The organism is Thalassospira sp. GB04J01 (assembly GCF_000751115.1).
GTDB classification, from domain to species: Bacteria; Pseudomonadota; Alphaproteobacteria; order Rhodospirillales; family Thalassospiraceae; genus Thalassospira; species Thalassospira lucentensis.
The window spans coordinates 243,161-266,515 of the sequence record NZ_CCDX020000008.1; the positions used below are offsets into that span (position 1 = coordinate 243,161).

Genomic DNA, 23,355 nt, shown 5'->3' on the forward strand with positions numbered 1-23,355 from the left:
ACTCTGCGACCTGCTGCGTCAATCCCCTTGCCCGGGGCACCACCCCGCGCGGCGGAGATTTCCTTGCATATCTTGCTTGTTCTGATGCCATTTTAAACATTAAATTGGGTTCAGACCCTAAAGTAAACGCGACCATCCAATGTTATTTTAAAGGCGGCCCTCATCTCAGGGTCGCCTTTTTATTTGCCGCCACACCCGCGCAATAACTTGACCAAAGTCCGCAAAGCCCCAAACTCTAGAAGGAGTGAACTCGCGGTACACCATAGCCACTGACTGGCACAAAGGACCCTTCATCGCATGTCGCTGATACCGCCGCATCCTGCAATGGAAAATCATGTGCGCCGAACGCGCATGGTTTTGTTGTGGGAAAAGGTATGGCCCTGCGTGATCCCGGCCTTTGGCCTGATCGTCCTTGTCGTTGGCCTGACCTTAACCGGCACGTTTGAATTTTTGCCCCCGACGGGGCACATCATTTTGCTGTCGATATTGTCTGTTGCCATGATGGTCGCCGTCACTGTGCCGTGGCGGAATTTTCGCTGGCCAACCCGACGCGATATCCTGCACCGGCTGGAGCGCGAAAACGGGCTTGAAAACAATCCGCTGCAAAGTCTTGACGACCACATATCCGAGACCGAAGATCCGCTCACAAGCTATCTCTGGCAAAAGCAACTCGGCCTGCATGAAGCCGCCATCGTAAAATTGCGTCTGCCGCGCCCGATCCCCGCGATCAGCCGGATTGACCGTTACGGCATCGTCGCCATTCCGGTTTTGCTGCTGTTTGTTGGCATCATGGCTGGTCACAACTCCGTTTCTGAACGGTTTTCCAAGGCCTTTAGTCCCCTGCAACGCTTGGGTGCGGCTGATTTCACGGCAACTTTGTGGGTCACCCCGCCCCCCTATACCGGGCAAGTCCCCCGGGTCTTGCAGATTTCCGAAACCGGGGCAAACGCCGCCAATCAATCCGCAACAGGAACCGGAACAGATGACCCACAAGACCAGACCACTGGGGGGCCCTCCAACGGGGAGGTGATTAATTTTCAGGTCCCCGCCGGATCGACCCTTGATGGCACGATCTCAAGCATCTGGGAACCAACCCTGACTGCGCCTGATGGGGAACGGCCGATCGCCGAAAGCAACGACAACAGCTATGTCCTGTCGACCGCAATCAATCAGTCTGGCACATGGCGGATTTCGGTCTGGGGCAATGACCGCATGACACTGAACATCAATCTGGTGGCCGACACCGCCCCGACACTTGGCTTTGTCAGCCCGCCATCGGTCACCCGGCGCGATCATCTGCGCCTTGATTACGTTGCCAATGATGATTACGGCATGGCGGAACTTGATCTTGTCATCACCCCTGCCCCCACCGACGGTATGGATGATCAATTCGGTCCGATTGATGCCATCACACGCGATCTCAAGGGCGAAGAACCCACCCATAGCAGCACACCAACTCGCATCGAAGGCCCGCGCTTCATTGATCTGGTTGCCCACCCGTGGGCAGGATTGCCGGTCAATATTCAAATGCACGCGCGCGACAATTCCGGACAAACCGCCCAAAGCGACATGCGATCAATTGTGCTGCCCGAACGCGAATTTACCCATCCGGTTGCGCAAAAGCTGATTGCGATCCGGCGCACACTGTTGCGCCATCCCGACCGCGCACTTGAAATGCAGCAGGCCCTCTTGCCTGTCCTCTATGCGCCGCAGGCCTTTAATGGTCAGATCGGCGTCTTTTTGGCCCTGTCGGTGGCTGAAAATCGGTTATCGGCCAACCTTGACGACCGCACCGTGCATCAGAATGTCGCCGGGCTTTTGTGGCACATCGCCGAGGAAATCGAACGCGGCAGCTATGGCATTGCCGAACGCAACCTGATGGAAGCCGAAGAACGTCTGTTGCAGGCCCTTGCTGATCCCGACGTGACCGAAACCGAAATCGCCCGTCTGATCGAAGAATACCGCAATGCCTTAAATGAATATCTTGCCGCACTGACCCGCGAAGCAACACCCGCCTCGGACGATCAATCCCAGGCAAGTGCCACCCTCGAACAGCAAGACTTATCGCGGATCATTGATCAGATTGATGCCCTGATGCGCGCAGGCGCACGTGATGACGCCCGCCAGTTGATTGACCGGCTGCGCGAACTTGTCGAAAACATGCAAGTCACCACCGGCGAAGGCGGCATGGACATCACCTCGTCTTTGCGCGAAATGCTTGATGGCATGCGCGATCTGTCCCGCCGCCAGCAAGACATCATGAACGAGGGGGACAACCCGGCCAACGCCAACGGCCCCGGCCCGCGCGCCAATGAACAACAAGGCCTTGCCGATGACGCCGGTGATATCATGAACAGTCCGGGCATTGGGCAGTTTGGCGACATCAGCGGCATGAATTCGGTGATTGAGGCCATGCGCCGGGCTGCCGAGGCCCTTGGCCGCAACCGGTCGCACGAAGCCCTGAAATACCAGCGCGAAGCCATGGAAAACTTGCAACAGGGCATTGGCGAAATCAGCCGCGCGCTCGAAGGGCTCAGCCAAATTGCCCCGATGCTCGAAGACCTGCAAGGGAATGGCCGTCGCGATCCCCTGGGGCGCCCGGTTGGTGGGGATGGCACAACCACCATTCCCAATGTCGATACCCTCGAACGTGCATGGCGCATCATGCAGGAACTGCGCCGGCGGTCGGGCGACCCTGACCGTCCGCAGATCGAACAGGAATACATCGACCGCCTGCTCAAACGGTTCTAGGAAGCGTTAGTCCCGTCACGCGCACCTGACGCACCTGACGCACCTCATGGAACGCCTTTAAACGGCCCTGACGGCATTTTAACAACATCTATGCCGTCGCACATCCTGCGAAACCCAAACCACCCCTGCGTGCCGATATGGCGCAATGACGCGCCGTCGCGTTTCCCACAAAAACAAAAGGCAGCGACTGAACGCTGCCTTTTGCATCAACTGGTTTTACCACCCCGAAAGGTTTAAGGTTCGGCGGCCTCACGCGGGTCAAGGAACGTGACCTGCAAACGGGTTGCCGTCGGGTTCGGACGCCGGATCTTGGTTTCAACCGTAATGCTTTCACCCGCAGGCAGCATTTGCTGCTCCATCGGCATTTCCGCACCGGCCTGAGCCTTGGTCTCATCATAGATCAGCGGCATCTTCTTGCGCTGAACCACACGATCAAGCGGATCAAGAAGCTCAATCAGAAGATACGGCAACACAACCGGCTCTTCGACGATGTTCACGATCTCGGCGCGCACGACCAAAACATCGACGCCGTCTTCGTCTTCGCGGGTCGGTGGCAATTCACGAATATCAAGACCGTCGCCAACATGGGGCACATCAAGGCCAACCATGTCATAGACCTTGGCAATCGGCGGCCAAAGGTTGATCAGGATGTCCTTGGCAAAGTAACCACCCGCACCAATCCCACCAATCAGCAGCAAAAACACGATCCAGCCAACAATCCCTTTTTTCTTTTTGGGGGCCGGTTTCGGATTGTTGCGAATCAGCTGTTCGGGGATAGGGGGCGGATCGGGAATTTTGTCCGCATCTTCAAATCCGGGGTCAACACCCCCGCCGCCCATTCGATCAGCATTGAAATCAGCGCCCAGCGCCCCTTCCTGATTAAATGGTGCAGGCAAATCGCTGTCCGATTGTGCTGCTGGTGCAGGTGCGGGTTCCGGCTTCTTGGCCCCCGGAGGGTCCTGATGCCAGCTATTGCCGCAGCTCTTACAGCGCACAGTTCGGCCCTTTGGGCCGATGGCCTCCGTTTTAACGGAGTATTTCTTGGAACAATCTGGGCAAGTTATGATCATTGCAAACCTGGCATCTCGATGTCAGCGGAACCAAACACGGGGATGGCCTTTAACATACTCATGGCCAACGGTCCCCCGATATCGTCGGCAGAGAATAACACTATATGTAAATAGCGGCGATTTAACAGACTGTTAAGCAGAGATAACAGAAGCTGCCTCAATTTGGGTGTCTAAACATTGCGTAAAGCCACTGATCGTGGCATCCGAAACAGATAGAAAATTGTGCGTCGCGGGTAGGTATGGTGTCGATATTGGAATGCCAAGGCATTTCGCCAACCCCAACGACGTTAAGAGAAATTCTTGTGATTTGCCATGGCAATCGCCTGTGCAAACCGTCATTCGATCAAGTGGAGCGCCGATTTTGACCGAAGTTGTCAGTTTCAGGAACGTCGGAGTCCGGTACGAATCCGGACCGGAAATTTTGCGCGACCTGAACTTTAGCCTCCAACGCGGCAGCTTTCATTTTTTGACCGGCGCGTCGGGTGCCGGCAAATCGACCTTGATGCGTCTTTTGTATCTGGCACTGCGTCAGACTCGGGGCGAAATAAATATTTTTGGCCGCGACAATATCCGCATTCCGCGCGATGAACTGCCCGCGATCCGGCGAAGAATCGGCGTGGTGTTTCAGGATTTCCGCCTGATCAATCACCTCAGCACATTTGAAAATGTGGCCCTGCCCTTGCGCGTTGCTGGTGTCGAAGACCTGCAAATTCGCAAAAATGTCACCGAACTTCTCGAATGGGTCGGTCTGGGCGATCATATCAATGCGCAGCCATCGCGCCTGTCGGGTGGGCAGCAACAGCGCGTGGCAATTGCGCGCGCCGTCATCGGGCGCCCGGCCCTTCTTCTGGCCGATGAGCCGACCGGCAACGTCGATGACCGCATTGCCATGCGGTTGCTCTATTTGTTTGAAGAACTCAACAAACTGGGCACCACTGTGCTGATTGCCACCCATAACCGGCAACTCGTGCGGCGCTTTGGCCATACCCAATGGCTGCTCGAAGGTGCGACACTGCATGACGTGACCCAATCGGGTTAAGCTAATTCTAAAATACGGGCTAAAATACTGGGTTAAAATACCGGGCTAAGATATCGACGCCACCTCGATCAACAGGACCAACAGACGATTATGGCTTTTCGCTCACATCCGTCACATCTGCCGCTCGAAGCCGATTCTTCATCGCGCTTCCTGCCCTGCATCGTCGCCCTGATGGTGGCCCTGCTGACCTTTTCGATGGTCGGCCTTGGTGCTCTGCACGATAGCGTTGGCCAATGGTCCGGGCAGATCGAAGGCAGCCTGTCGATACAGGTCCCGCCAACCGAACTGGCAAAACGCAGCCCTGAACAACGCGAAGCCGCCCTGCAAAAAACCGTCGACACCATCATTGATGAATTGGCAAGCCTGCCCGGCATCGCCAGGATCGAAGAACTCAGCCCCGAAACCATGGCCGCCCTGCTTGAACCCTGGCTTGGCCCTGATGAGGTCGTGAGCGAACTTCCCATTCCGCGCATCATCGAAATCACCCCGGAAACCGGCTTTAATTTTGATGCCCTCGAACGCCAGCTTGGTGAAATTGCGCCTGAGGCCGTGCTGGATGATCACCGCATCTGGATCGAACGCATTGCCGATGTCGCCTTTTCGGTCGAACTTGCCTTGACCGTTCTGATCGTTGTTCTGTTTGGTGCGACCATGCTGTCGATTGTCTTTGCCACCAAATCAGGGTTTTCGATCCATCATAAAATCATCGAACTTTTGCACCTGATTGGTGCACAGGATGATTATATCGCCCGACAATTTGGCCGCCACAGCCAACGGCTGGCGTTTTTTGGCGCCTTGGTCGGGCTTTTGATATCACTGGCGGTCTCTGCTTTTATTGCCTGGCTTGGCCTGCGCGCCGGCTGGCCGATCCCGTCGCTGGTTTTCAGTCCAGTATTCATTGCCCTTATCGTTGCCATTCCGTTTATTGTCGCATTGGTTGCTTATCTTACGGCAACCCGTACTGTGCTGCGTGTCTTACGCCAAATGTTATAATTCTGCGCGCAAGCGATGTTGTCACCAGACGCGCTCCTTCGTATAGTCTGATCACGCTTCCCTTTTGGGATCATGGCCTTAGGAGATCCGCACTCATGTCCGCACGCCCCACATCAGGCACGCCCAAATGAACAAACCACCGCTTAGCGTGCAACTCCGGCGCCGGTCTCGAAGGTTCCGTTTTTTGCTCTCCACCCTGATCGTTCTCGGTCTGGTGTGGCTTGCCGGATTTGTCTGGTATGTCGAGTCCATCCCCACCACGGTCGACAACCCCGATCAGCGCACCGATGCCATTGTGGTTCTGACCGGCGGCAGTGAACGCCTGTCGGAAGGGCGCCGCCTGCTCGCACGTGGGTTGGCAAAAAAACTTTTCATTTCCGGGGTTTATCGCGGCGTTGAAGTCGATGAATTGCTGTCGGTCGGAAAATCCGACCCGCGTTTGATTGCCTGTTGCGTTGTGCTGGGACATGTCGCGGAAAACACCCGTGGCAATGCCATGGAAACCGCTGTCTGGGTCAACGAACAGGGCTACAAAAGCCTTCGTATTGTCACCGCGAACTATCACATGCGCCGATCCCTTCTGGAATTCAAAAGCCTGATGCCCGGTGTCGATATCATCGCCAACCCCGTCTTCCCCGATACGGTCCGCATCGAAAACTGGTGGCGGTATCCCGGCAGCACGACCCTGATCGCCAGCGAATTTAACAAGTACCTTTTCGCCAGCCTGCGCAACTCGATATTACACTGGCTGCCCGGTGGCAATCACCCGTCGTTGCAAACACCAGGTGCCACCGAACCCGATCAGAACGACTATTCCGCATCGAATAACAAAACCGGCTAAGGCGGATCAACAATCGCCATTTTACGATTGCCGTAATACTGTTACAAAGCACCAGATACATAAGCGTTTGAAGGATTTTTCTGAATGAGAGCCCTGCGCGCGTTACTTTTTAACGTGTTGTTTTTTGGCGGAACAGCCCTGCTGTGCATCAGCATGATCCCCTTGATGGTCTGTGGCCGCAAAGCCAGCCAGTTTGTCGGCCATGCATGGTGTGTGCTGACCCAGTTTGCCCTGAACCATTCAGTAGGTATGTACAAACGCATCACCGGGCTTGAAAATCTGCCCGATGGCCCCTGCATTCTGGTCGCAAAGCATCAATCGGCTTGGGAAACTCTGACCTTTCACACTGTGGTGCCCGATCCGGCCTATATCCTCAAAAAGGAACTGATCAAAATCCCGCTGGTCGGGCAGTTTCTGCACCTCTCAGGTCAGATCGCGGTTGATCGTTCCGCCGGGGGATCTGCGCTTAAGGATATGATCAAGGGGGCGTCACAGGCGCTCAAAGAAAACCGTCAGGTGATCATTTTCCCCGAAGGCACGCGCACCCCACCCGGATCAAGCCGCCCCTATCATCCGGGCGTTTACGCGCTGTATAAGGCCTTCCCGGACATCAAGGTTATTCCGGTCGCGGTCAATTCCGGCATGTTCTGGGGCAAGGATAGCTTCATGAAATATGGTGGCCGCGTCACCATGGAACTGATGACCCCGATTGAACATGGTCTGGACCGCAAGACCTTCATGAAAGAAATCAAAACCCGCATCGACACCCGCACCCGCGAACTTGAAACCGAGGCACAGCGCGAATTTAACCTGCCGATGCTGACCTCTGCCGACATCGCCGCCGAAGAAGAGGCCAATCAGGAAAAAACCTCCTGATCCGAAAGGTCGGTTGTCAGATCGATGAAATAACAAAGGCCGGGATTGCACAGCGCATCCCGGCCTTTTGTATGTCTTTTTGCCTTAGGATACGGCGCGTTTTTTCTTGGTCGCCTGCCAGATGCCAAAGGCAATCAAAGCAATCCCGCCCAGATGATAAAGGTGCAATTCTTCCCCCAGAAAGACAATCGCAAGCCCACTGGCAAACACCGGGATCAGATACATAAAGACACCCGCCGTCGCCGGACCAACAATCGACACCCCCCTGTTCCAGAAAAGATATCCAAAGAAGGCTGGCCCCGCACCGATATAGAAAATCTTCATCATGTCGGGCCACGCCGGATCAAGATGGGTAAAGAACGGCTCGCCGTTCACCACAAGCGACCAGACATAAAGCGGGGTTAAAAACACCAGACCAATCAGGGCCGACACAAACACAAGGCTCAGCGGATGAACTCCCTTTGGCGCACGTTTAAGCAACATCGAATAGGCCGCCCAAACCATGGCCGATACCATGGCAAACACGTCGCCCGAGACAAAGCTCATCTCGGTAAAGACCGAAAAATCGGCCTTCGCAATAATCGTTGCCGTACCAACACCGGCCACCAACACCCCGACCCACTGACTTAACGTGGGCTTGTTTGCGGTTAAGACCGCAGCAAAGATCAGAACCCACACAGGGGCGGTTGCATTGAGCAAACCGGTATTGACCGCCGTTGTATTATAGGCCGCAAGATAGATGATGATCGAAAACAGGAAGACACCGGTAAAGCCGATCAGAAACATCGACATCTTGTGCTGCGCCATCAGTCGCAAATCGCGCCCAAGGTATCTGGCACAGAACGGAAACAGCATCACAGCCGCCACAACCCAGCGCCAGAATGCCAATGCTTCAAACGGCACTGTCGCATTCACCCCGCGCGCCACAACATGGTTTGATCCCCACATCATCGCACAGATCACCAGCATCAAATAAGCCAGCGGCAGCGGGGTTTGATCCCCCTGTGTCACACTCGGCGCGTTCGATACATTCGACGCATTCGCGTGGCTCATCAGATGCCCGCCCCCATATTAATCTCGCCGTATTCGCGGCGCACCAGATCCATCAAATCATGCAACGGCGGATCGACAATCCCCATTTGATCCAGATGCAACACCGTGTTTTCCAGATATTCCAGATTGGGACCCACATTGCCATGTGCCGCCACAATGATCTCAACCGCGGTGCGCACCGGAAGGTTCCCGGCATATTGTTCATGGGTCGGATCGGCAACATAGGTATGTGCGATCACTGTGCGTCCATCAGAAAGTTCGACTTCGACATCGGCAGGAATATAGGTGTTGGTCACAAGCTCGCGCTCGTCCAGATACCCTTTCACGATCCCCCAGTTTTCCGGTGTGATGCGAAAGGCATTACCCACACATTCCCCGCCCTTGTTCAGGCCAAGAACAAGCCCCGGATTTTCCGGCGTGCCACGATAGTGATGGGAATAGATACAGAACGACCGATGGTAACCGGGCAGCTTGGCACGCGCTTTTTCCGCGAACTCAAACCCCGGCCGCCACAACAGCGAACCATATCCAAAGACCCATCTATCCTGGGCGTCCGTCACGATATCCTCCAAAAGTCTTCTATGTTCGGGTTCGCGCATGCCATGAAGCGCGGATCAGGACCCTAACGCTTGATCATCACCAATGCCACCCCGAGTGCGGCAACCCCGAACCCGACAAATCCCAAAAGACCAAGCTGTTCATCAAACAGAAGCCACGCAAACATCGCAGCCGTCGGCGGGACAAGGTAAAACATGCTGGCAACGCGGGTGGCTTCCCCCTGTTTGATCAAAACCATCAACAACATGATGGCCCCAATCGACAACACCAGAACAAGCCACGCCATCGCCAGAATGAAGTCCATGCTCCATTCAACCGTCAACGGCTCCTTGATAAGCGCAATCACCCCGACAACAAGACTGGCCGCAACATATTGAACGACTGTGCCACTCAAAAGATCCATACCAGTGCAAAAGCGCTTTTGATAAAGGGTGCCCGCCGTCATGGCGAGCAGTGCAACCACTGCCAGCCCGATACCAAATGCGGTAATGCCAACCCCGTCACCGATTTTGGGCACCAGCACAAGCGCCACCCCGACAAGGCCAAGCACCAGACCGCCCCATTGGCGCAGCGACACCCGCTCACCCAAAATCGCCCCGACAACCGATGCGGTGACAACCGGCTGCAACCCGACAATCAGGGCCGCCAGCCCGGCTGGAAGGCCGGTATCAATCGCCCAGAACACCCCGCCAAGATACAGCCCGTGGACCAGCGCGCCCGTGGTCCCGATATGGACCGCCTCGCGCCAGGTTTTCGGCCATTTTGCCCCCATAAGGATGACAACCGGCACCATCAAAACCAGCACAATGACAAATCGGACAAACAGGAAAACGAACGGATCGGCATATGGCAGGCCGAATTTCGCACCGACAAAGCCCGTGCTCCACAGGAACACAAACACAAACGGCATGAACCGTGCGAATGCCGGGTGGCTGGTGGCAGACATGACTATCCCCTTGGTCCGGCTGATGATGCAATTTGGGGCACATCATCAAACCGACTGGTGACCTGCACAACACAGGCCATCCGTTATTTATTCATCCGTCTTTTTCTTGCCCGTCTCGTCGCTTTGGCGTGCTTCACCTTCGGCCGAGAAATTAGCAAAATACTGCCCGGCATCGACAATGCCGCGCCGGATTTCACGGGTGCGCGAAAACAGCTCAAACAGCTTGTCCCCCTCGCCCCAGCGAATGGCACGTTGCAACGCCATCAGGTCTTCCTGAAAACGTCCCAGAACATCCAGAACCGCCTCGCGATTGTTCAAAAACACATCGCGCCACATGGTCGGGTCGGACGCGGCAATACGGGTAAAGTCCCGAAAACCGGTCGCGGAAAACTTGATTACTTCCTGACGCAGCGCATCTTCAAGGTCGGTCGCTGTCCCGACAATCGTGTAGGCAATCAGATGGGGCAGATGCGATGTAATCCCCAGAATGCGGTCATGATGGTCCGCATCCATGCGTTCCACATACATCCCGCACGCTTCCCAAAGGGCAGTAACCTTGTCAGCGGCATCTTCGCTTTCACCGGGAACCGGCGTTAAGATGCACCAGCGTTCTTCAAACAGTTCCGGAAAACCGGAATCCGGGCCGGAATGTTCGGTCCCGGCCAACGGGTGACCGGGAACAAAATGCACGCCTTCGTCAAGTTGCGGGGCAATGTCACGGATCACAGATTGTTTGACCGACCCGACGTCCGAAACAATCGCCCCCTTCTTCAAGGCCCCTGAAAGCTGTGCGCCAATCGCCTCGTTGGCGCCAAGCGGTGCGCACAGCATCACCAGATCAGCATCGCCAACCGCGTCCTTGATGTCGCAATAGGCTTCATCGGCAAGACCCAGTTCAAGCACCCGGTCGCGGGTCGCCTCGGACCGCACAGCACAGGTAATCTTGTTGGCAAGGCCATCACGCTTGATACGGCGTGCCATGGACGAGCCGATCAGGCCCATACCGACAAAGGCGACAGTGTTAAACAACGGTTGGGATGCAGTTTTGGTCATTTTAAGCGTTCACAAAATCCTTGATGGTCTGAAGGCAGATATCCATTTCTTCCTTCGTGCCAATTGAAACACGCAACATCTGCGGCAGGCCATAGGCACCGATTTTGCGCGGGATCACGCCGCGCGCCATCATGAAATCATTGGCGGCATCTGTATTTTTGCCATCCTCTGTCGGGAATTCGATCATGACAAAGTTGCCATAGCTCGGATGTGCGGTCAGACCGCTAATCGCGTTGATCTCATCGCGGAACCACGCCAGCGTCTCGGCATTGTGGCGCACGCAATCATTGACGAAGTCATCATCGTCAAGAGCGGCAACACCGGCTTCCTGCGTTGGCAGGGAAACGTTGAACGGGTTGCGCAAACGCTGCAGCACATCGGCAATCTCGACCGGGGCATAGCACCAGCCAAGGCGAATACCACCAAGACCATAAATCTTGGAAAATGTCCGGGTCATCACCGTGTTGTTGCCAGAACGGACAAGTTCTTCACCGGCTGAGTAATCTTCCTGACCGGTCATAAACTCGGCATAGGCCGCATCCACCACCAGAACGATGTCTTCGCGCAAACCATCGCGCAGACGCTTCATTTCCGCATCCGTGATGTAGGTTCCCGTCGGGTTGTTCGGATTGGCAACAAAGACAATCTTGGTTTTGTCCGTCACGGCGGCCAGCAACGAATCAACACTGGTCGTCATGTTGGTTTCAGCTGCCGCGACCGGCACTGCACCAACACCCTTGGCGGTAATCGGATACATCAGGAAACCATGCTGGGAATACAGCACTTCGTCGCCCGGTCCGGCATAGGCCCGGATCAAAAGGGTCAAAAGCTCGTCTGACCCGGCACCACAGACCAGTTGATCCATTTCAAGATCATATTTCTCAGCCAGCTTTTTGCGCAGCAAGTCACATCCGCCGTCCGGATAACGATGCAGACGATCGGCTGTATTGCGCAGCGCTTCCATGGCTTTGGGGCTCGGGCCAAGCGCGCCTTCGTTTGACGACAGCTTGATCACGCGCTGCGTGCTGTTGGCACTGGATTTACCACCCTGATAGGGCGCAATTTCAAGAATACCGGGGCGTGGGGTGGGCGCAGACATTACGTATATTCTCCCAAAGGACGTGGTGGCTTATCCAAACCACCACTGAATTTTAACTCAGTGCGTCTTCCGAAATCGGCACGGCATAGGCGCCGACCACACGCAGGCTTTCGGGATTAAGTCCCTGCTGTGCCAGTGTGGCTTGAAACGCATCGGCGCGATTACAAAAGAATCCCGGCACATCAACAAGAACAAAACGCCGATCCGACGCCATTTCGTCAGAAAAGCCAAGGATTGCTGAACCGTCGATCCCATCCGCAATTTTTTTGCGCACCGTATCCATCGAAATCTCTTTTGACAGGCTTACCACGAACAGCGTTCGGTCATCACCACTGTCTTCAAGATCAATTGCCGCCAGAACAAAACCCTCGGTCTGCTCCCCGCGCCCAACCGGGCATCCGCCAAACGGCAGCTTGGAGACAACCCTGACTGCACTTTGTTCGGTCAAAAGCGTCCACCACGGCATCGGCTCACCAAATTCGGGTTTGGGGAACACACCGACTGCCGCCCGACCGTCTTCAAGTGCCCCATATGCTTCGCGTGGGGTCTCAAATTCGACAATCTCGTTGAGGCACCCGAAATTCAGCCGTGCCAGTTCCCAGCAATCCTGACCTTCTGCATTGCGGCAAAGTGCAACGGTATAAGGTGCTTCAAGCCGCGTACCGGCCGCGATCATTTCGCGCCAGATTTGAATAAGTGCTGTTTTGGGAAAGGCACCGTCATGACGTTCGACAAGGGTGCGCATAATACGCGCTTCGCGCGCCGGACGATAAGGCACCTTTACCTTGCCACCCGCCGCAATCACACGGTCCTTATAGGCGCCAACCGCCTGCACAACCTTGGTCCGGCGAATGATCAACGCTTGCAGCGCTTGATCAATATCATCGATCTCGCCACGCAGCCCATCAAGGTCAAGATTTGCCAAATTTTCGTTGTCTAACGCCATAATCCACTCATCTTTTGAACGGCGCACAGTATTAGGACAGGGCCGCAGAAATGCAAAGAAAAGATTGACTAAACCTTGGCGTATTCCTAGCTAGAACAGACTGATTTCCTTCATCGTAAGGATTAAAGTCATACCTTGCCGACAAGGATGACACCAACCAAAGGAAAATCGACGTCCATGCCAACCACCGCCAGCAAAGATAAGCGCGCACCGCTTCCCGGCCATCACATGGTGTTGGGGGAAACCGATAAGTTGCGCCTTGATAGCGGTGTTGAATTTGGGCCCTTCACAATTGCCTATCAGACCTATGGTGAACTGAACGCCGATAAATCCAATGCCATTCTGGTCTGCCATGCCCTGACCGGCGATCAATATGTTGCCGATGAAGTTCACCCGATTACGGGCAAGGACGGCTGGTGGCTTGAAATCGTTGGTCCCGGCAAAATCATTGATACCGAGAAATATTTCGTCATTTGCTCCAACGTCATTGGCGGTTGCCTTGGCAGTACCGGGCCAAAGGACACCAATCCGGAAACCGGCAAGCCGTGGGGCCTTGATTTCCCGGTGATCACCATTGCCGATATGGTGCGCGCCCAGACCATGCTGATTGACGCACTTGGCATCGACAGCCTATTTGCCGTCATTGGCGGCTCAATGGGCGGCATGCAGGTGCTCGAATGGTGCAAAAGCTACCCCGAGCGGGTGTTTGCCGCCGCCCCGATTGCGACCTCATTCCGCCATTCGGCGCAAAACATCGCCTTTCATGAAGTTGGCCGTCAGGCGGTCATGGCCGATCCCGACTGGTGCGGGGGCAATTATTTGCTTGAAGACAAAAAACCCGCCCGCGGTTTGGCCGTGGCGCGCATGACAGCGCACATCACCTATTTGTCGCAGCCTGCCCTGCACCGTAAATTTGGCCGCAAACTACAAAATCGCGGGTCCATCACCTATAGCTTCGATCACGATTTTCAGGTCGAAAGCTATTTGCGCCATCAAGGCAAAAGCTTCGTCGACCGGTTTGACGCCAACAGTTATCTCTATATCACGCGTGCGATGGATTACTTTGACCTGTCGATTGACTACGACGGGCGGCTGGCCGATGCCTTTAAAGGCAGTAAAACGCGGTTCTGCATTGTGTCGTTTTCAAGCGACTGGTGCTTTACCACCGCCGAAAGCCGCCAGTTGGCCCACGCGCTCAATGCCGCGTCGTGCAATGTCAGCTGTGTCGAAATCGAAAGCGATAAGGGCCATGACGCCTTCTTGCTCGATGAACCTGATTTCCACATGGTTCTCGGCGGTTTCATCGACGGTGCCGCCGAAATCCGGGGGCTGAAATAACGCCATGAACAATCCTCATACAAATATAAATAGTGCTGCAATCCCGCTGCACAGCGACCGCATTCGTGTTGATCTGCAATTAATTGCCGACATGGTCGAACCGGGCACGCGTGTTCTTGATATCGGGTGCAGCGACGGTGAACTTCTGGGCTATCTGACGCGGACCAAAAAAGTTGATGGCCGCGGGCTGGAACTGTCAAACGAAGGGGTGCGTAATTGCGTCGCCCAAGGATTGCCGGTGATGCAGGGCGATGCGGATCGCGATCTTGGTGATTATCCCGACGGCGCCTTTGATTACGCCATTCTCAGCCAGACGCTACAGGCCACCCATCGCCCCAAAGAAGTGCTGTCGGAACTGCTGCGCATCGGTAATAAGGCGATTGTCTCCTTCCCGAATTTCGGTCATTGGCGCGCACGGTTTGATCTGATGTTTCGCGGGCGGATGCCGCAAAACCCCAACTTGCCGATCATGTGGTATGAAACCCCCAACATCCATTTTTGCACCGTGCGCGACTTTGTCGGCATGTGCGATGACATGGGGGTCAAGATCGAACGCTCCATGGTGCTCAATGAAAGCGGCTCGAAAGTCAGCATCGATAGCCATTCGCGCTTTGCCAATTTCTTTGGCAATCAGGCATTATTCATGCTGAGCAAATAATACGGGTGATTAATCACTTTTTTTGACTAATCAGTTTTGTGTTTCTGGCTGTCACAAACCGCCAATTTCCCCGTCTGAGTCCTGTCGCCGCCACGGCACATTTTTCAGACGGGGCCCACATGACAGCTTCAAAATTCTCCCAGATCTGCCGCACGACATTGATCGTCGCCACCCTCAGTTTACTGGCCGCCTGTTCGCAAAAGGCGGAAACGCTGAAACTGTCGGTCACCCAGTTTGGCACTGCCACCCAAGCCGCCTTTGACAGTTATGGCACCGCCTATGACGCGCAGTTTACCTCGTTTTCCAAGGCCCCATCGGCACAGCGCGATGAATTCGTCACCAACATGACCGACTTCACCGGCACGGTATCGGCATCGAACATTGATGTCCTGATCGATCCGGACGGGGCCAAAATTGATCCAAGTGTTGCACGACAATGGCAAGACACGCTGTCGGGTTTACGTACGCAATATCAGCAGTTTGTCGCGATTTTCGATAATATCGAAGCCGGGTCAGCACTGGGCGCATCCGCCGTCACACAGTCGGGCCCGATCCTTGAAAAACTGCGCGGGCAACTTGCCACCATCACCGGTGATTTCACCAAAAATCCACCCCAGTTGCTGGCCAAGCGCAGCACGCTGATCGCAAAGCTCAATGCCATCCGTGCTGATAAGACCGACGATCAGGACGCCCACACGCTGCGCTATCAGTTGTGGTGGCAAGATTGGCAGGCTTTGACCGAGGCCGAAAAACAGATGCAAACCGACACCCTGCGCAAGTTTGTTAGCGCTAACACCCTTGGAAACCGCCTGCAAAACCAGATCGACAATTATGCCCGCCTGGATGTCGCATCGCTTTTAAGTGCGGTTGAACAGGGCATTTCACTGGTCGGTGACATCAACAAAATGAGCCCGCAGGAATTGATCACGCAGGGCACAGCCTTGGCGCAAACTGCAACCAATTAGGGGGAAATCAACCATGCCCAATCTCGACAAACTGATCGCACAATCGAAAAAAGCCTATGTCGAAATCGCAACCGCCTATGACGCGGCCGATATCAATCAGAAAATCGTGCTGTCAGAAAGTGTGCAAAAGGCGCAATCGACACTGGTGGCCCTACAAACCGCCAACCTTGCGCAATCTGTGACCGTCACTGACGCCGATCTGGCGGAAATGAGCAGGCTGCGCGCCAAGATCAACAATGCCGCCGAACTGCAATCGGCCATCGAAGGCATTATAAGTCTGGTCAGCAAGTTTCTGGTTTAAGGGGGAGAGTTAGCTGTTCCAACGGTCCGCATCGGCATCGTCTGATGCCTTTGCGCTGACCCATTTTTCGCCGTTCTGGGTTTCTTCGCGTTTCCAGAACGGTGCCCGGGTTTTGAGGAAATCCATCACGAAATCGCAGGCCTCAAACGCGTCCCTGCGATGTGCCGACAGGGCAATCACCAGAACAATGCGTTCGCCGGGTTCCATCCGGCCAAACCGGTGCACGATGCGAATGCCATCAAGTTTCCAGCGATTGCCGGCTTCATCGGCGATTTTTTCAAGTTCGCGTTCGGTCATGCCGGGATAATGATCAAGGGTGAGTGCGGACACGGTGTCGCCACCATGAATATCACGCACCAACCCGACGAAACTGACCGCCGCCCCGATGTCTGTACGACCGTCGGTCAGGGCCGCAAGTTCGGCCCCCGGATCAAAATCATCTTGCTGAACGGAAACACGCGTCATGGCGACCTGCCTTTAATCCAGTCTCGTGTTAGTCGAGATGCTTAAGCCCGGTCCGCAGATAAAGATATCCGGTCTGAACCGTCACAATACCGGCAATCCACAGCAGGATATCCCCAATCAGGACCGACGGGATCATGTCAGGCGACGCATCGCCGACCAGAAGGAACCCGATGGCCAGAATCTGGGCAGTGGTTTTCCATTTGGCCAGAACCGTGACCGGCAGCGGCACCTTGAGCTCGGCCAAATGTTCGCGCAGGCCCGATACCATGATTTCGCGGCACATGATGATCACGGCCGGCAGCACAGAAAACCCGGCAATCCGTTCAAACGACACCATCATCATCAAGGCAGCTGCCACCAGCAACTTATCGGCAATCGGATCAAGGAACCGACCCAGCGGGGATACCACATTCATGCTGCGCGCCAGATACCCGTCGAAGAAATCGGTGATACCGGCGAAGGCAAACAACACAAAGCCCAACCAGTTGCCCAACGGGCCATCAATGTAAAATGATGCCACCAATGCCGGGATCACAACGATGCGCGACAAAGTCAGCAGATTGGGGATCTGGTTTTTCATGAACAGGCCTGTTTGCAGGTATTTATGGCGATGACTTCCGGTTCTAAGGCTTCTGCACTCCCCGAAGACGGGCAATTATTAAAGGCTTGGCGCCGGGATCACAAGGGGCGTCTTAAATTGCAATAAAACAGAAGCACTACGGCCTGCCCAATCACGTGTATTTGAACCGGCGCAGAATCAGCCATGGACCAAAATGACAATATTTGGCATATTTTGCCATCCGCTAAAAATGGAGTGTCCCGATGGCAACGATGAATGTCTCCCTGCCCGATCCCATGCGCGAATGGGTCGAAACCCAGATTGAAAGTGGCGAGTACGCCAGTTCCAGCGACTATGTCCGCGATCTGATCCGACAGGACCAACGCAAACAGAAGCTGCTTCAACGCGCCCTGACAGAAGGCGTGAACAGCGGACAAAGCCCACGCACGGTTGAAGACATCATGGACGCGGCCCACAAGAAATTGACGGATGGCTGAATACGTCCTGTCCAACAAGGCCGACGCCGACCTTGAAGGAATTTATATCTATTCCTATGAAACATTCGGAGCGCAACAGGCAGAGGGTTATTTCCTGTCATTGCGTGATTGCCTGAACAATCTTGCCGCATCCCCGCATATCGGACGTGATGCGGGGATGCTTCATCCCGGTATGCACAGCCATCATCATGGGCGCCATATGATCTATTACCTGATTGAAGAGAGCGGCATTTTCGTTGTCCGCGTCCTACATGATGCTATGGATAAAGAGCGGCATATGAGCGATGTGGAAAAACCCTAAGTATTTTAGTTCGCCCTTTTTGCATTGCTCAAACACCTTTCATTGCAACACAATGTCCGATGCATGCAGCAAATGAACCCGTCCCCCTTGGGAAAACAGAAATCGAGTTTACACAGAATGGGATCCTTGTAAGGGGTGAAGCACATGTATATCTGCGCCTCCTTCCAAAGCCCTGCTTGATTATTGAATGCGATGTCCCAACCCTCACTGACTTCCAGGTGGGGCATAACACATCAGTTCTCCTCATTGATAATGCCATCAATCTGAGGGTTATACTGCTTCAGGAGAAGGGAAAAAACGGCCAAAGCAAGCTGTTTTTTACGCCGGCTCGCGAGCCATGTACAGTGTTGGAAAAAGCTGATGAGCAGCTAGAAACTGTAACCTTCCAAATTCTAAATTTTGTGAAGTTCCATGGCAATCAACGACAAAAAATTGAGTTTGATGGCTGGGTAATCAGAATATCCCCCACACCGGGTTTTAGTGAAATCGAAAAAACACTCAAAGCTCGAGGTGGATATGCTGTCACGCATCAAGGCAAGCTTAGACAGTTAAATGGAAACACTTTTCCGATAGAAGATGCACAGCACATCCTTGAAAAACTACAACTGTACTTGTCATTTATTCGTGGTGCTTATTGTAGCCCCATCTCTCCAGTAGGTACCAATCGTCACGGCGAAGAAGTATGGAAACAATGGGGTACTCGTACAGTGGAACCGTGGGGATGGACACCATCCTTTTTTGATACTGTCCCATCAATTCCCCTATCAGAAATCTTTCCCGGCTTCTGGTCTGCTCTGGACAAAGACCCTGACCGAAAAAACGCAGTTCAAATCGCATTGCAGTGGTATTTGCGCAGTAACCGAAACAACGGCGACGTACATGGGGGACTATTTTTGTCCCAATCAGCACTGGAACGACTGGCAGACCTCTACAAGTTTAACAAGCCATCACGCAGCGACAAGAACATTAGAGATTTCCTCAGGACATTGAAGATTGATACGGAAATCCCATCCCCATTGAAAAGGCTTCAGAGTCTCGTCTGTAAACACCCAAATCCCTACGACGCATCAGATGGACCTTACGTTATTACGCGAGTTCGCAATAACCTTATCCATCCTGATCACAAATGGGGGAATCTTGCCGGTGACTTTGAATATCAAGCTTGGAATTTGGCGCAATGGTATGTCGAATTGGCTTTGCTTGCCATTTTTCGTTTCAACGGACAGTACGGCAACCGGCTTATACCCGCGCGACCAGTTTATATGGTTGAATCTGTTCCATGGGCAGCGGAACAAAAGGACTAGCTTCGTTCACCAAAAATGACTCTTTTGCTTAACGGCCAGCTCAATTTTCACCGTGGAAATGATCATAAATCTTTCGGGCCAAGGCCGCACTGATGCCGCCGACCGCTTCAAGGTCTGAAAGGCCCGCATCGGCGACACCGCGCGCAGACCCGAAATGGTGGAGCAGTGCCTTTTTACGGGCACCACCAACACCGGGCACCGAATCGAGCACACTTTTGCCGATTTGTTTGGCGCGTTTCGCACGGTGGGTGCCAATGGCCCAGCGGTGGGCTTCGTCGCGCAGGCGCTGGATGAAGTAAAGGACCGGGTCTTTCATATCAAGACGCACCGGGGCCCTGCCCGGAATGTGCAGCACTTCCTTACCAGCATTACGGTCAACACCCTTGGCAACCCCGACCAGCATGACATCCTCGATGCCGAGGTCTTCAAGCACGGCCTTGGCAACGCCAAGCTGCCCCAAGCCGCCATCAATCAGGCACAGGTCCGGCCATGTGCCGTTTTCGCGGTCCGGGTCATCCTTTTGTGCACGCGCAAAGCGGCGGGTCAGGACTTCGCGCATCATGGCAAAGTCATCGCCAGGTGCAATGTCGCCCTTGATGTTGAATTTCCGATAGGCGTTTTTAATGAAACCTTCTGGCCCGGCCGCAATCATGCCGCCGACCATGTTCGTACCCTGGGTATGGCTGTTATCGTACACTTCGATCCGTTCGGGCGTGTTTTCCAGATCCAGTTTATCGGCCAAATCTTCAAGCAATTTACGCTGGGTCGCACTTTCAGCCATGCGCCGCCCCAAGGCATCCTTGGCATTGGTCAGGGCATGTTCGACCAGCTTGCGCTTACCGCCGCGCTTGGGCACGAGCAATTCGATCTTGCGATCATTGTTCACACCAAGGGCGGTTTGCACCAATTCCTGACCTTCAATCTCGTGCGACAGGAAAATCTGTTTGGGGGCGGGTTTATCGGCATAGAACTGCCCGACAAAGGCCGACAGGATTTCGGGAATTTCAGCCGACTGTTCATGGCGCGGGAAGTACGACCGGTTGCCATAGTTCGAGCCGGATCGGAAAAAGAACACCTGAACGCAGCTTTGCCCGCCTTCGTGATGCAGGGCAATGACGTCGGCCTCTTCGACACCTTCGAGGTTGATGTCCTGATGCGATCTGATTTGGCTGAGTGCACGGATACGGTCGCGGTACATGGCCGCCTGTTCAAAATCCATCTTTTCCGACGCGGCAAGCATGTCAGATTCAAGCTGCTTGACGATATTCTGGCTGCGGCCCGTCAGAAAGTCGCGGCAGATATCAACAAGCCCGTCATAGTCCGGCTTGGAAATCCGGTCCACACATGGGGCCGAGCAGCGTTTGATTTGATAGAGCAAACAGGGGCGCGACCGATTGGAAAACACCGCATCGGTACAGGAGCGCAGCAAAAAGGCGCGCTGCAAATGGTTGATGGTGTTATTAACCGCCCATGCGGAGGCAAACGGGCCAAAGCAACTGCCGTCCTTGGCGCGCGCCCCGCGGTGTTTCACGATGCGCGGATAGTCATGGAGCTCGGTGATCAGGATATAGGGGAAGCTTTTGTCGTCGCGCAGCAGGATGTTGTAGCGCGGCTTGAGTTTCTTGATCAGGTTGGATTCAAGAAGAAGCGCCTCGGCCTCGGTATGGGTGGTGATGATTTCCATCCGCACCGTCTGGGCGATCATCCGGGCGATGCGCAGCGGCACCTGCATGATACGGGTATAGGACACCACCCGTTTTTTAAGGTTCTTGGCCTTGCCGACGTAAAGAACGCGATCCTTGTCATCAAGCATGCGGTAAACGCCCGCCGATCCCGGCATGGTTTTAAGCGCATTCTTGATCGCCTCGACACCCCGTGCGGCCCCACCTTCGAGCGTGTCACCATCAAGCGACAATCCGATTTCCCGTTTCGGGGCGTCATCCCCGCCGGGCATGTCGGAGGAAACAGGTGGCTTCATCAAGGGTCTCCGAAGTCAGGAAAATACATCCAAAGTTGTGACGGCTGTCACAGTTCGTCAGGCGTTTCGAACATAGCCGAAAAGATTAACATCGCAACAGGCACAGAGGGAATCGCCCCGGAAAAAAGATGTCCACCAAGACTGTGGATAACTATGTGGGTAATGCGGGGGCTATTGTCTGCACCCCTTGAGAGTCTTAACGTTCTATGAAGTGCCCAAATATTGGGCAAATCAACTAAGTATTTGTTTTAAAACAATAAAAAAACTGTCAACCTGAAATCATTCGGTAATAGAGTCGTAAAAAATGAATATTTCCCTTTGATTCCAACCTGCCAAATGCTTGTGCATAAGGACAAACACGATTCGCCCTAGAGGAATCACAGAGTCCCATGGTCGCAGTTTGTGAAAAAGTAAATTTTTTGCCTGATCGGGACGATAATCAACGGGTGATATTGTGCCGTTCGATTTCGACACCGACCGCGCTGACGTCTTCAAAGACGTCGAGCTTTTCAACCCGAACGATCACCTTGCGCACGCGTCTGTCGGCAAGACACATGTCGGCCAGTTTTTCCCCAAGTGTTTCCACAAGGTTCACATGACCATCCTGACAAATACGTCGGGTACCAACGACAAGATCTTCGTAGCTCAGAACGGTGGAAATATCATCATTCTGCACCCCGTCGCCTTCGAGTACTGCCAGATCAAGGTTGATCCGCACACGTTGGGGGGCTTCCTTTTCGTGATCATAGACCCCGATCGAGGTATGCATCACCATATCGCGCACAAAGACGCGGCGCAGGCTGACCGCCAAGTCTGTATCGGGCACGTCTGTGCCCGGCAAGTCCGTTTGGCGGAGGTCCGTATGGGACAAATCCGCAAAGGGCAACGTGGTAATCTTGGCGTCCTGTTTGAGGCCTGCGGTCATATTTCCGGTCTTCCTTGTGCTGCTATCTGCGGCCAGATGTCAGATCCGCATCCGACATCATTCTTCTGGCGTGTCATCGTCGCCACTGGGCGCCCAATCAAGATGCTGCCCGCCGTCAAGGGCTAACATTTGCCCGGTGATGGCCGGCGCGGCAAGGAAAAATCGAACCGCGTCGCAAATCTCTTGCGGGTTTGTCCCAACTTTCAGGGGTGTTTTCGCACATTGCTGATCGAAAACTTCCTGTGTTTGTCGGGTGCTAGGCAATGCCGGGCCCGGTCCGATGGCATTGACACGTATTTTTGGTGCCAAGGCCAGTGCCATGGTCTGGGTCAAGGTCCAAAGACCTGCTTTAGACAGGGTATAGGTCATGAAATGCGGATTAAGATTCCACACCCGTTGATCAATCATATTGATGATCAGGCCCTGACAATCGTCTGGCAGGCGTTTGGCAAATTGCTGACTTAGGACAAAGGGTGCGCGCAGGTTGGCTTCCATATGAAGGTCCCATCCTTCGCGCGTTGCACTTTTGACGTCATCATATTCAAAGGTCGATGCGTTATTGATCAGAATGCCAATCGGACCAAGGGCGGCCTTGGCTTCGCGCAGGATGCGATGGGTATCATCCTCGTTGGAAAGATCAGCAGAGATCACGCAGGTGCGTCGCCCAAGGGCGCGGATTTCATCGGCCAGATGTTCGGCATCTTTGCGCGAATGATGGCAATGCAGCGCAATGTCATAGCCGTTGTTCGCCAGATCAAGTGCGAGTGCGCGACCAATGCGTTTGGCGGCCCCGGTAATCAATACTGTTTTTGGCACATGATCCGTCATTCTGGCATCGC

General features: G+C 54.3%; 23 protein-coding genes and 1 pseudogene. 12 read left to right on the forward strand and 12 right to left on the reverse strand.

What is annotated here, in order from left to right; translation table 11 throughout:
- Positions 1-297: 297 nt before the first annotated feature.
- Positions 298-2,751: a DUF4175 family protein gene (locus tag AMM48_RS06285; protein ID WP_102783362.1), complete on the forward strand. Its 2,454-nt coding sequence runs from the start codon at positions 298-300 to the stop codon at positions 2,749-2,751.
- 233 nt (positions 2,752-2,984) lie between these two features.
- On the opposite strand, the gene AMM48_RS06290 is transcribed toward AMM48_RS06285, so the two are convergent.
- Entirely contained in the window at positions 2,985-3,821 is an 837-nt protein-coding gene (locus AMM48_RS06290) for a DUF3426 domain-containing protein (RefSeq protein ID WP_102783363.1), read from the reverse strand.
- 361 nt (positions 3,822-4,182) lie between these two features.
- On the opposite strand from AMM48_RS06290, the gene ftsE reads away from it, so the two are divergent.
- From ftsE to AMM48_RS06310, 4 genes are all read left to right on the forward strand, one after another.
- Positions 4,183-4,860: a cell division ATP-binding protein FtsE gene (gene ftsE / locus AMM48_RS06295; RefSeq protein ID WP_101299962.1), complete on the forward strand. Its 678-nt coding sequence runs from the start codon at positions 4,183-4,185 to the stop codon at positions 4,858-4,860.
- Positions 4,861-4,950: 90 nt separating this feature from the next.
- The gene (locus tag AMM48_RS06300; RefSeq protein ID WP_102783364.1) at positions 4,951-5,853 is read left to right on the forward strand and encodes a cell division protein; all 903 of its coding nucleotides are present in this window, start codon (positions 4,951-4,953) and stop codon (positions 5,851-5,853) included.
- A gap of 184 nt (positions 5,854-6,037) precedes the next feature.
- Complete coding sequence (locus tag AMM48_RS06305; protein WP_244271133.1) at positions 6,038-6,694, forward strand: YdcF family protein; 657 nt, start codon at positions 6,038-6,040, stop codon at positions 6,692-6,694.
- Between the two features lie 84 nt (positions 6,695-6,778).
- Entirely contained in the window at positions 6,779-7,570 is a 792-nt protein-coding gene (locus AMM48_RS06310) for a 1-acyl-sn-glycerol-3-phosphate acyltransferase (protein WP_102783366.1), read from the forward strand.
- A gap of 84 nt (positions 7,571-7,654) precedes the next feature.
- Here AMM48_RS06310 and AMM48_RS06315 read toward each other — a convergent pair whose 3' ends face one another.
- From AMM48_RS06315 to AMM48_RS06340, 6 genes are all read right to left on the reverse strand, one after another.
- Positions 7,655-8,623, reverse strand: coding sequence for a DMT family transporter (locus tag AMM48_RS06315; RefSeq protein ID WP_102783367.1), 969 nt, complete (start codon positions 8,621-8,623; stop codon positions 7,655-7,657).
- Positions 8,623-9,183, reverse strand: a complete 561-nt coding sequence (locus AMM48_RS06320) for a gamma-glutamylcyclotransferase (protein WP_022730956.1) — start codon at positions 9,181-9,183, stop codon at positions 8,623-8,625. Before AMM48_RS06320 ends, AMM48_RS06315 begins: the two co-directional genes overlap by 1 nt.
- A 62-nt stretch (positions 9,184-9,245) precedes the next feature.
- A complete protein-coding gene (locus tag AMM48_RS06325) occupies positions 9,246-10,127 on the reverse strand; it encodes a DMT family transporter (protein WP_101298936.1) in 882 nt (293 codons plus the stop codon).
- Between the two features lie 87 nt (positions 10,128-10,214).
- On the reverse strand, positions 10,215-11,180 hold the full coding sequence (locus AMM48_RS06330; protein ID WP_102783368.1) for a prephenate/arogenate dehydrogenase family protein: 966 nt from the start codon (positions 11,178-11,180) through the stop codon (positions 10,215-10,217).
- A gap of 1 nt (position 11,181) precedes the next feature.
- Positions 11,182-12,279, reverse strand: a complete 1,098-nt coding sequence (gene hisC / locus AMM48_RS06335) for a histidinol-phosphate transaminase (RefSeq protein WP_102783369.1) — start codon at positions 12,277-12,279, stop codon at positions 11,182-11,184.
- Positions 12,280-12,331: 52 nt separating this feature from the next.
- Entirely contained in the window at positions 12,332-13,225 is an 894-nt protein-coding gene (locus tag AMM48_RS06340) for a chorismate mutase (protein ID WP_022730952.1), read from the reverse strand.
- 177 nt (positions 13,226-13,402) lie between these two features.
- Here AMM48_RS06340 and AMM48_RS06345 point away from each other — a divergent pair, with 177 nt between their 5' ends.
- From AMM48_RS06345 to AMM48_RS06360, 4 genes are all read left to right on the forward strand, one after another.
- Positions 13,403-14,563 carry a homoserine O-acetyltransferase gene (locus tag AMM48_RS06345; RefSeq protein ID WP_102783370.1) on the forward strand — a complete coding sequence of 387 codons (1,161 nt, stop codon included), beginning with the start codon at positions 13,403-13,405 and terminating at the stop codon, positions 14,561-14,563.
- Positions 14,564-14,567: 4 nt separating this feature from the next.
- The gene (gene metW / locus AMM48_RS06350) at positions 14,568-15,221 is read left to right on the forward strand and encodes a methionine biosynthesis protein MetW (RefSeq protein ID WP_101298926.1); all 654 of its coding nucleotides are present in this window, start codon (positions 14,568-14,570) and stop codon (positions 15,219-15,221) included.
- Positions 15,222-15,340: 119 nt separating this feature from the next.
- Positions 15,341-16,186, forward strand: coding sequence for a hypothetical protein (locus AMM48_RS06355; RefSeq protein ID WP_102783371.1), 846 nt, complete (start codon positions 15,341-15,343; stop codon positions 16,184-16,186).
- Positions 16,187-16,199: 13 nt separating this feature from the next.
- On the forward strand, positions 16,200-16,487 hold the full coding sequence (locus AMM48_RS06360) for a hypothetical protein (protein WP_102783372.1): 288 nt from the start codon (positions 16,200-16,202) through the stop codon (positions 16,485-16,487).
- A gap of 9 nt (positions 16,488-16,496) precedes the next feature.
- On the opposite strand, the gene AMM48_RS06365 is transcribed toward AMM48_RS06360, so the two are convergent.
- Complete coding sequence (locus tag AMM48_RS06365) at positions 16,497-16,952, reverse strand: molybdenum cofactor biosynthesis protein MoaE (RefSeq protein ID WP_102783373.1); 456 nt, start codon at positions 16,950-16,952, stop codon at positions 16,497-16,499.
- A gap of 28 nt (positions 16,953-16,980) precedes the next feature.
- Positions 16,981-17,532 carry a CDP-diacylglycerol--glycerol-3-phosphate 3-phosphatidyltransferase gene (pgsA, locus tag AMM48_RS06370; RefSeq protein WP_022730946.1) on the reverse strand — a complete coding sequence of 184 codons (552 nt, stop codon included), beginning with the start codon at positions 17,530-17,532 and terminating at the stop codon, positions 16,981-16,983.
- Between the two features lie 242 nt (positions 17,533-17,774).
- Here pgsA and AMM48_RS06375 point away from each other — a divergent pair, with 242 nt between their 5' ends.
- From AMM48_RS06375 to AMM48_RS06385, 3 genes are read left to right on the forward strand one after another with little or no spacing between them, the layout of a single operon-like run.
- Entirely contained in the window at positions 17,775-18,008 is a 234-nt protein-coding gene (locus tag AMM48_RS06375; protein ID WP_102783374.1) for a type II toxin-antitoxin system ParD family antitoxin, read from the forward strand.
- Positions 18,001-18,309, forward strand: coding sequence for a type II toxin-antitoxin system RelE/ParE family toxin (locus tag AMM48_RS06380; RefSeq protein ID WP_102783375.1), 309 nt, complete (start codon positions 18,001-18,003; stop codon positions 18,307-18,309). Before AMM48_RS06375 ends, AMM48_RS06380 begins: the two co-directional genes overlap by 8 nt.
- Before the next feature lie 59 nt (positions 18,310-18,368).
- A complete protein-coding gene (locus tag AMM48_RS06385) occupies positions 18,369-19,613 on the forward strand; it encodes a hypothetical protein (protein ID WP_102783376.1) in 1,245 nt (414 codons plus the stop codon).
- A gap of 40 nt (positions 19,614-19,653) precedes the next feature.
- Here the strand turns inward: AMM48_RS06385 and uvrC are convergent.
- The 3 genes and pseudogenes from uvrC to AMM48_RS06400 all read right to left on the reverse strand — a co-directional run.
- Positions 19,654-21,489, reverse strand: a pseudogene (gene uvrC / locus AMM48_RS06390) (excinuclease ABC subunit UvrC); the annotation flags it as partial.
- Positions 21,490-22,030: 541 nt separating this feature from the next.
- Positions 22,031-22,516 (reverse strand): dihydroneopterin aldolase, encoded by a 486-nt coding sequence (gene folB, locus AMM48_RS06395; protein WP_102783378.1) that lies wholly within the window; start codon positions 22,514-22,516, stop codon positions 22,031-22,033.
- A gap of 57 nt (positions 22,517-22,573) precedes the next feature.
- Entirely contained in the window at positions 22,574-23,344 is a 771-nt protein-coding gene (locus AMM48_RS06400) for an SDR family oxidoreductase (protein ID WP_102783379.1), read from the reverse strand.
- Positions 23,345-23,355 lie beyond the last annotated feature (11 nt).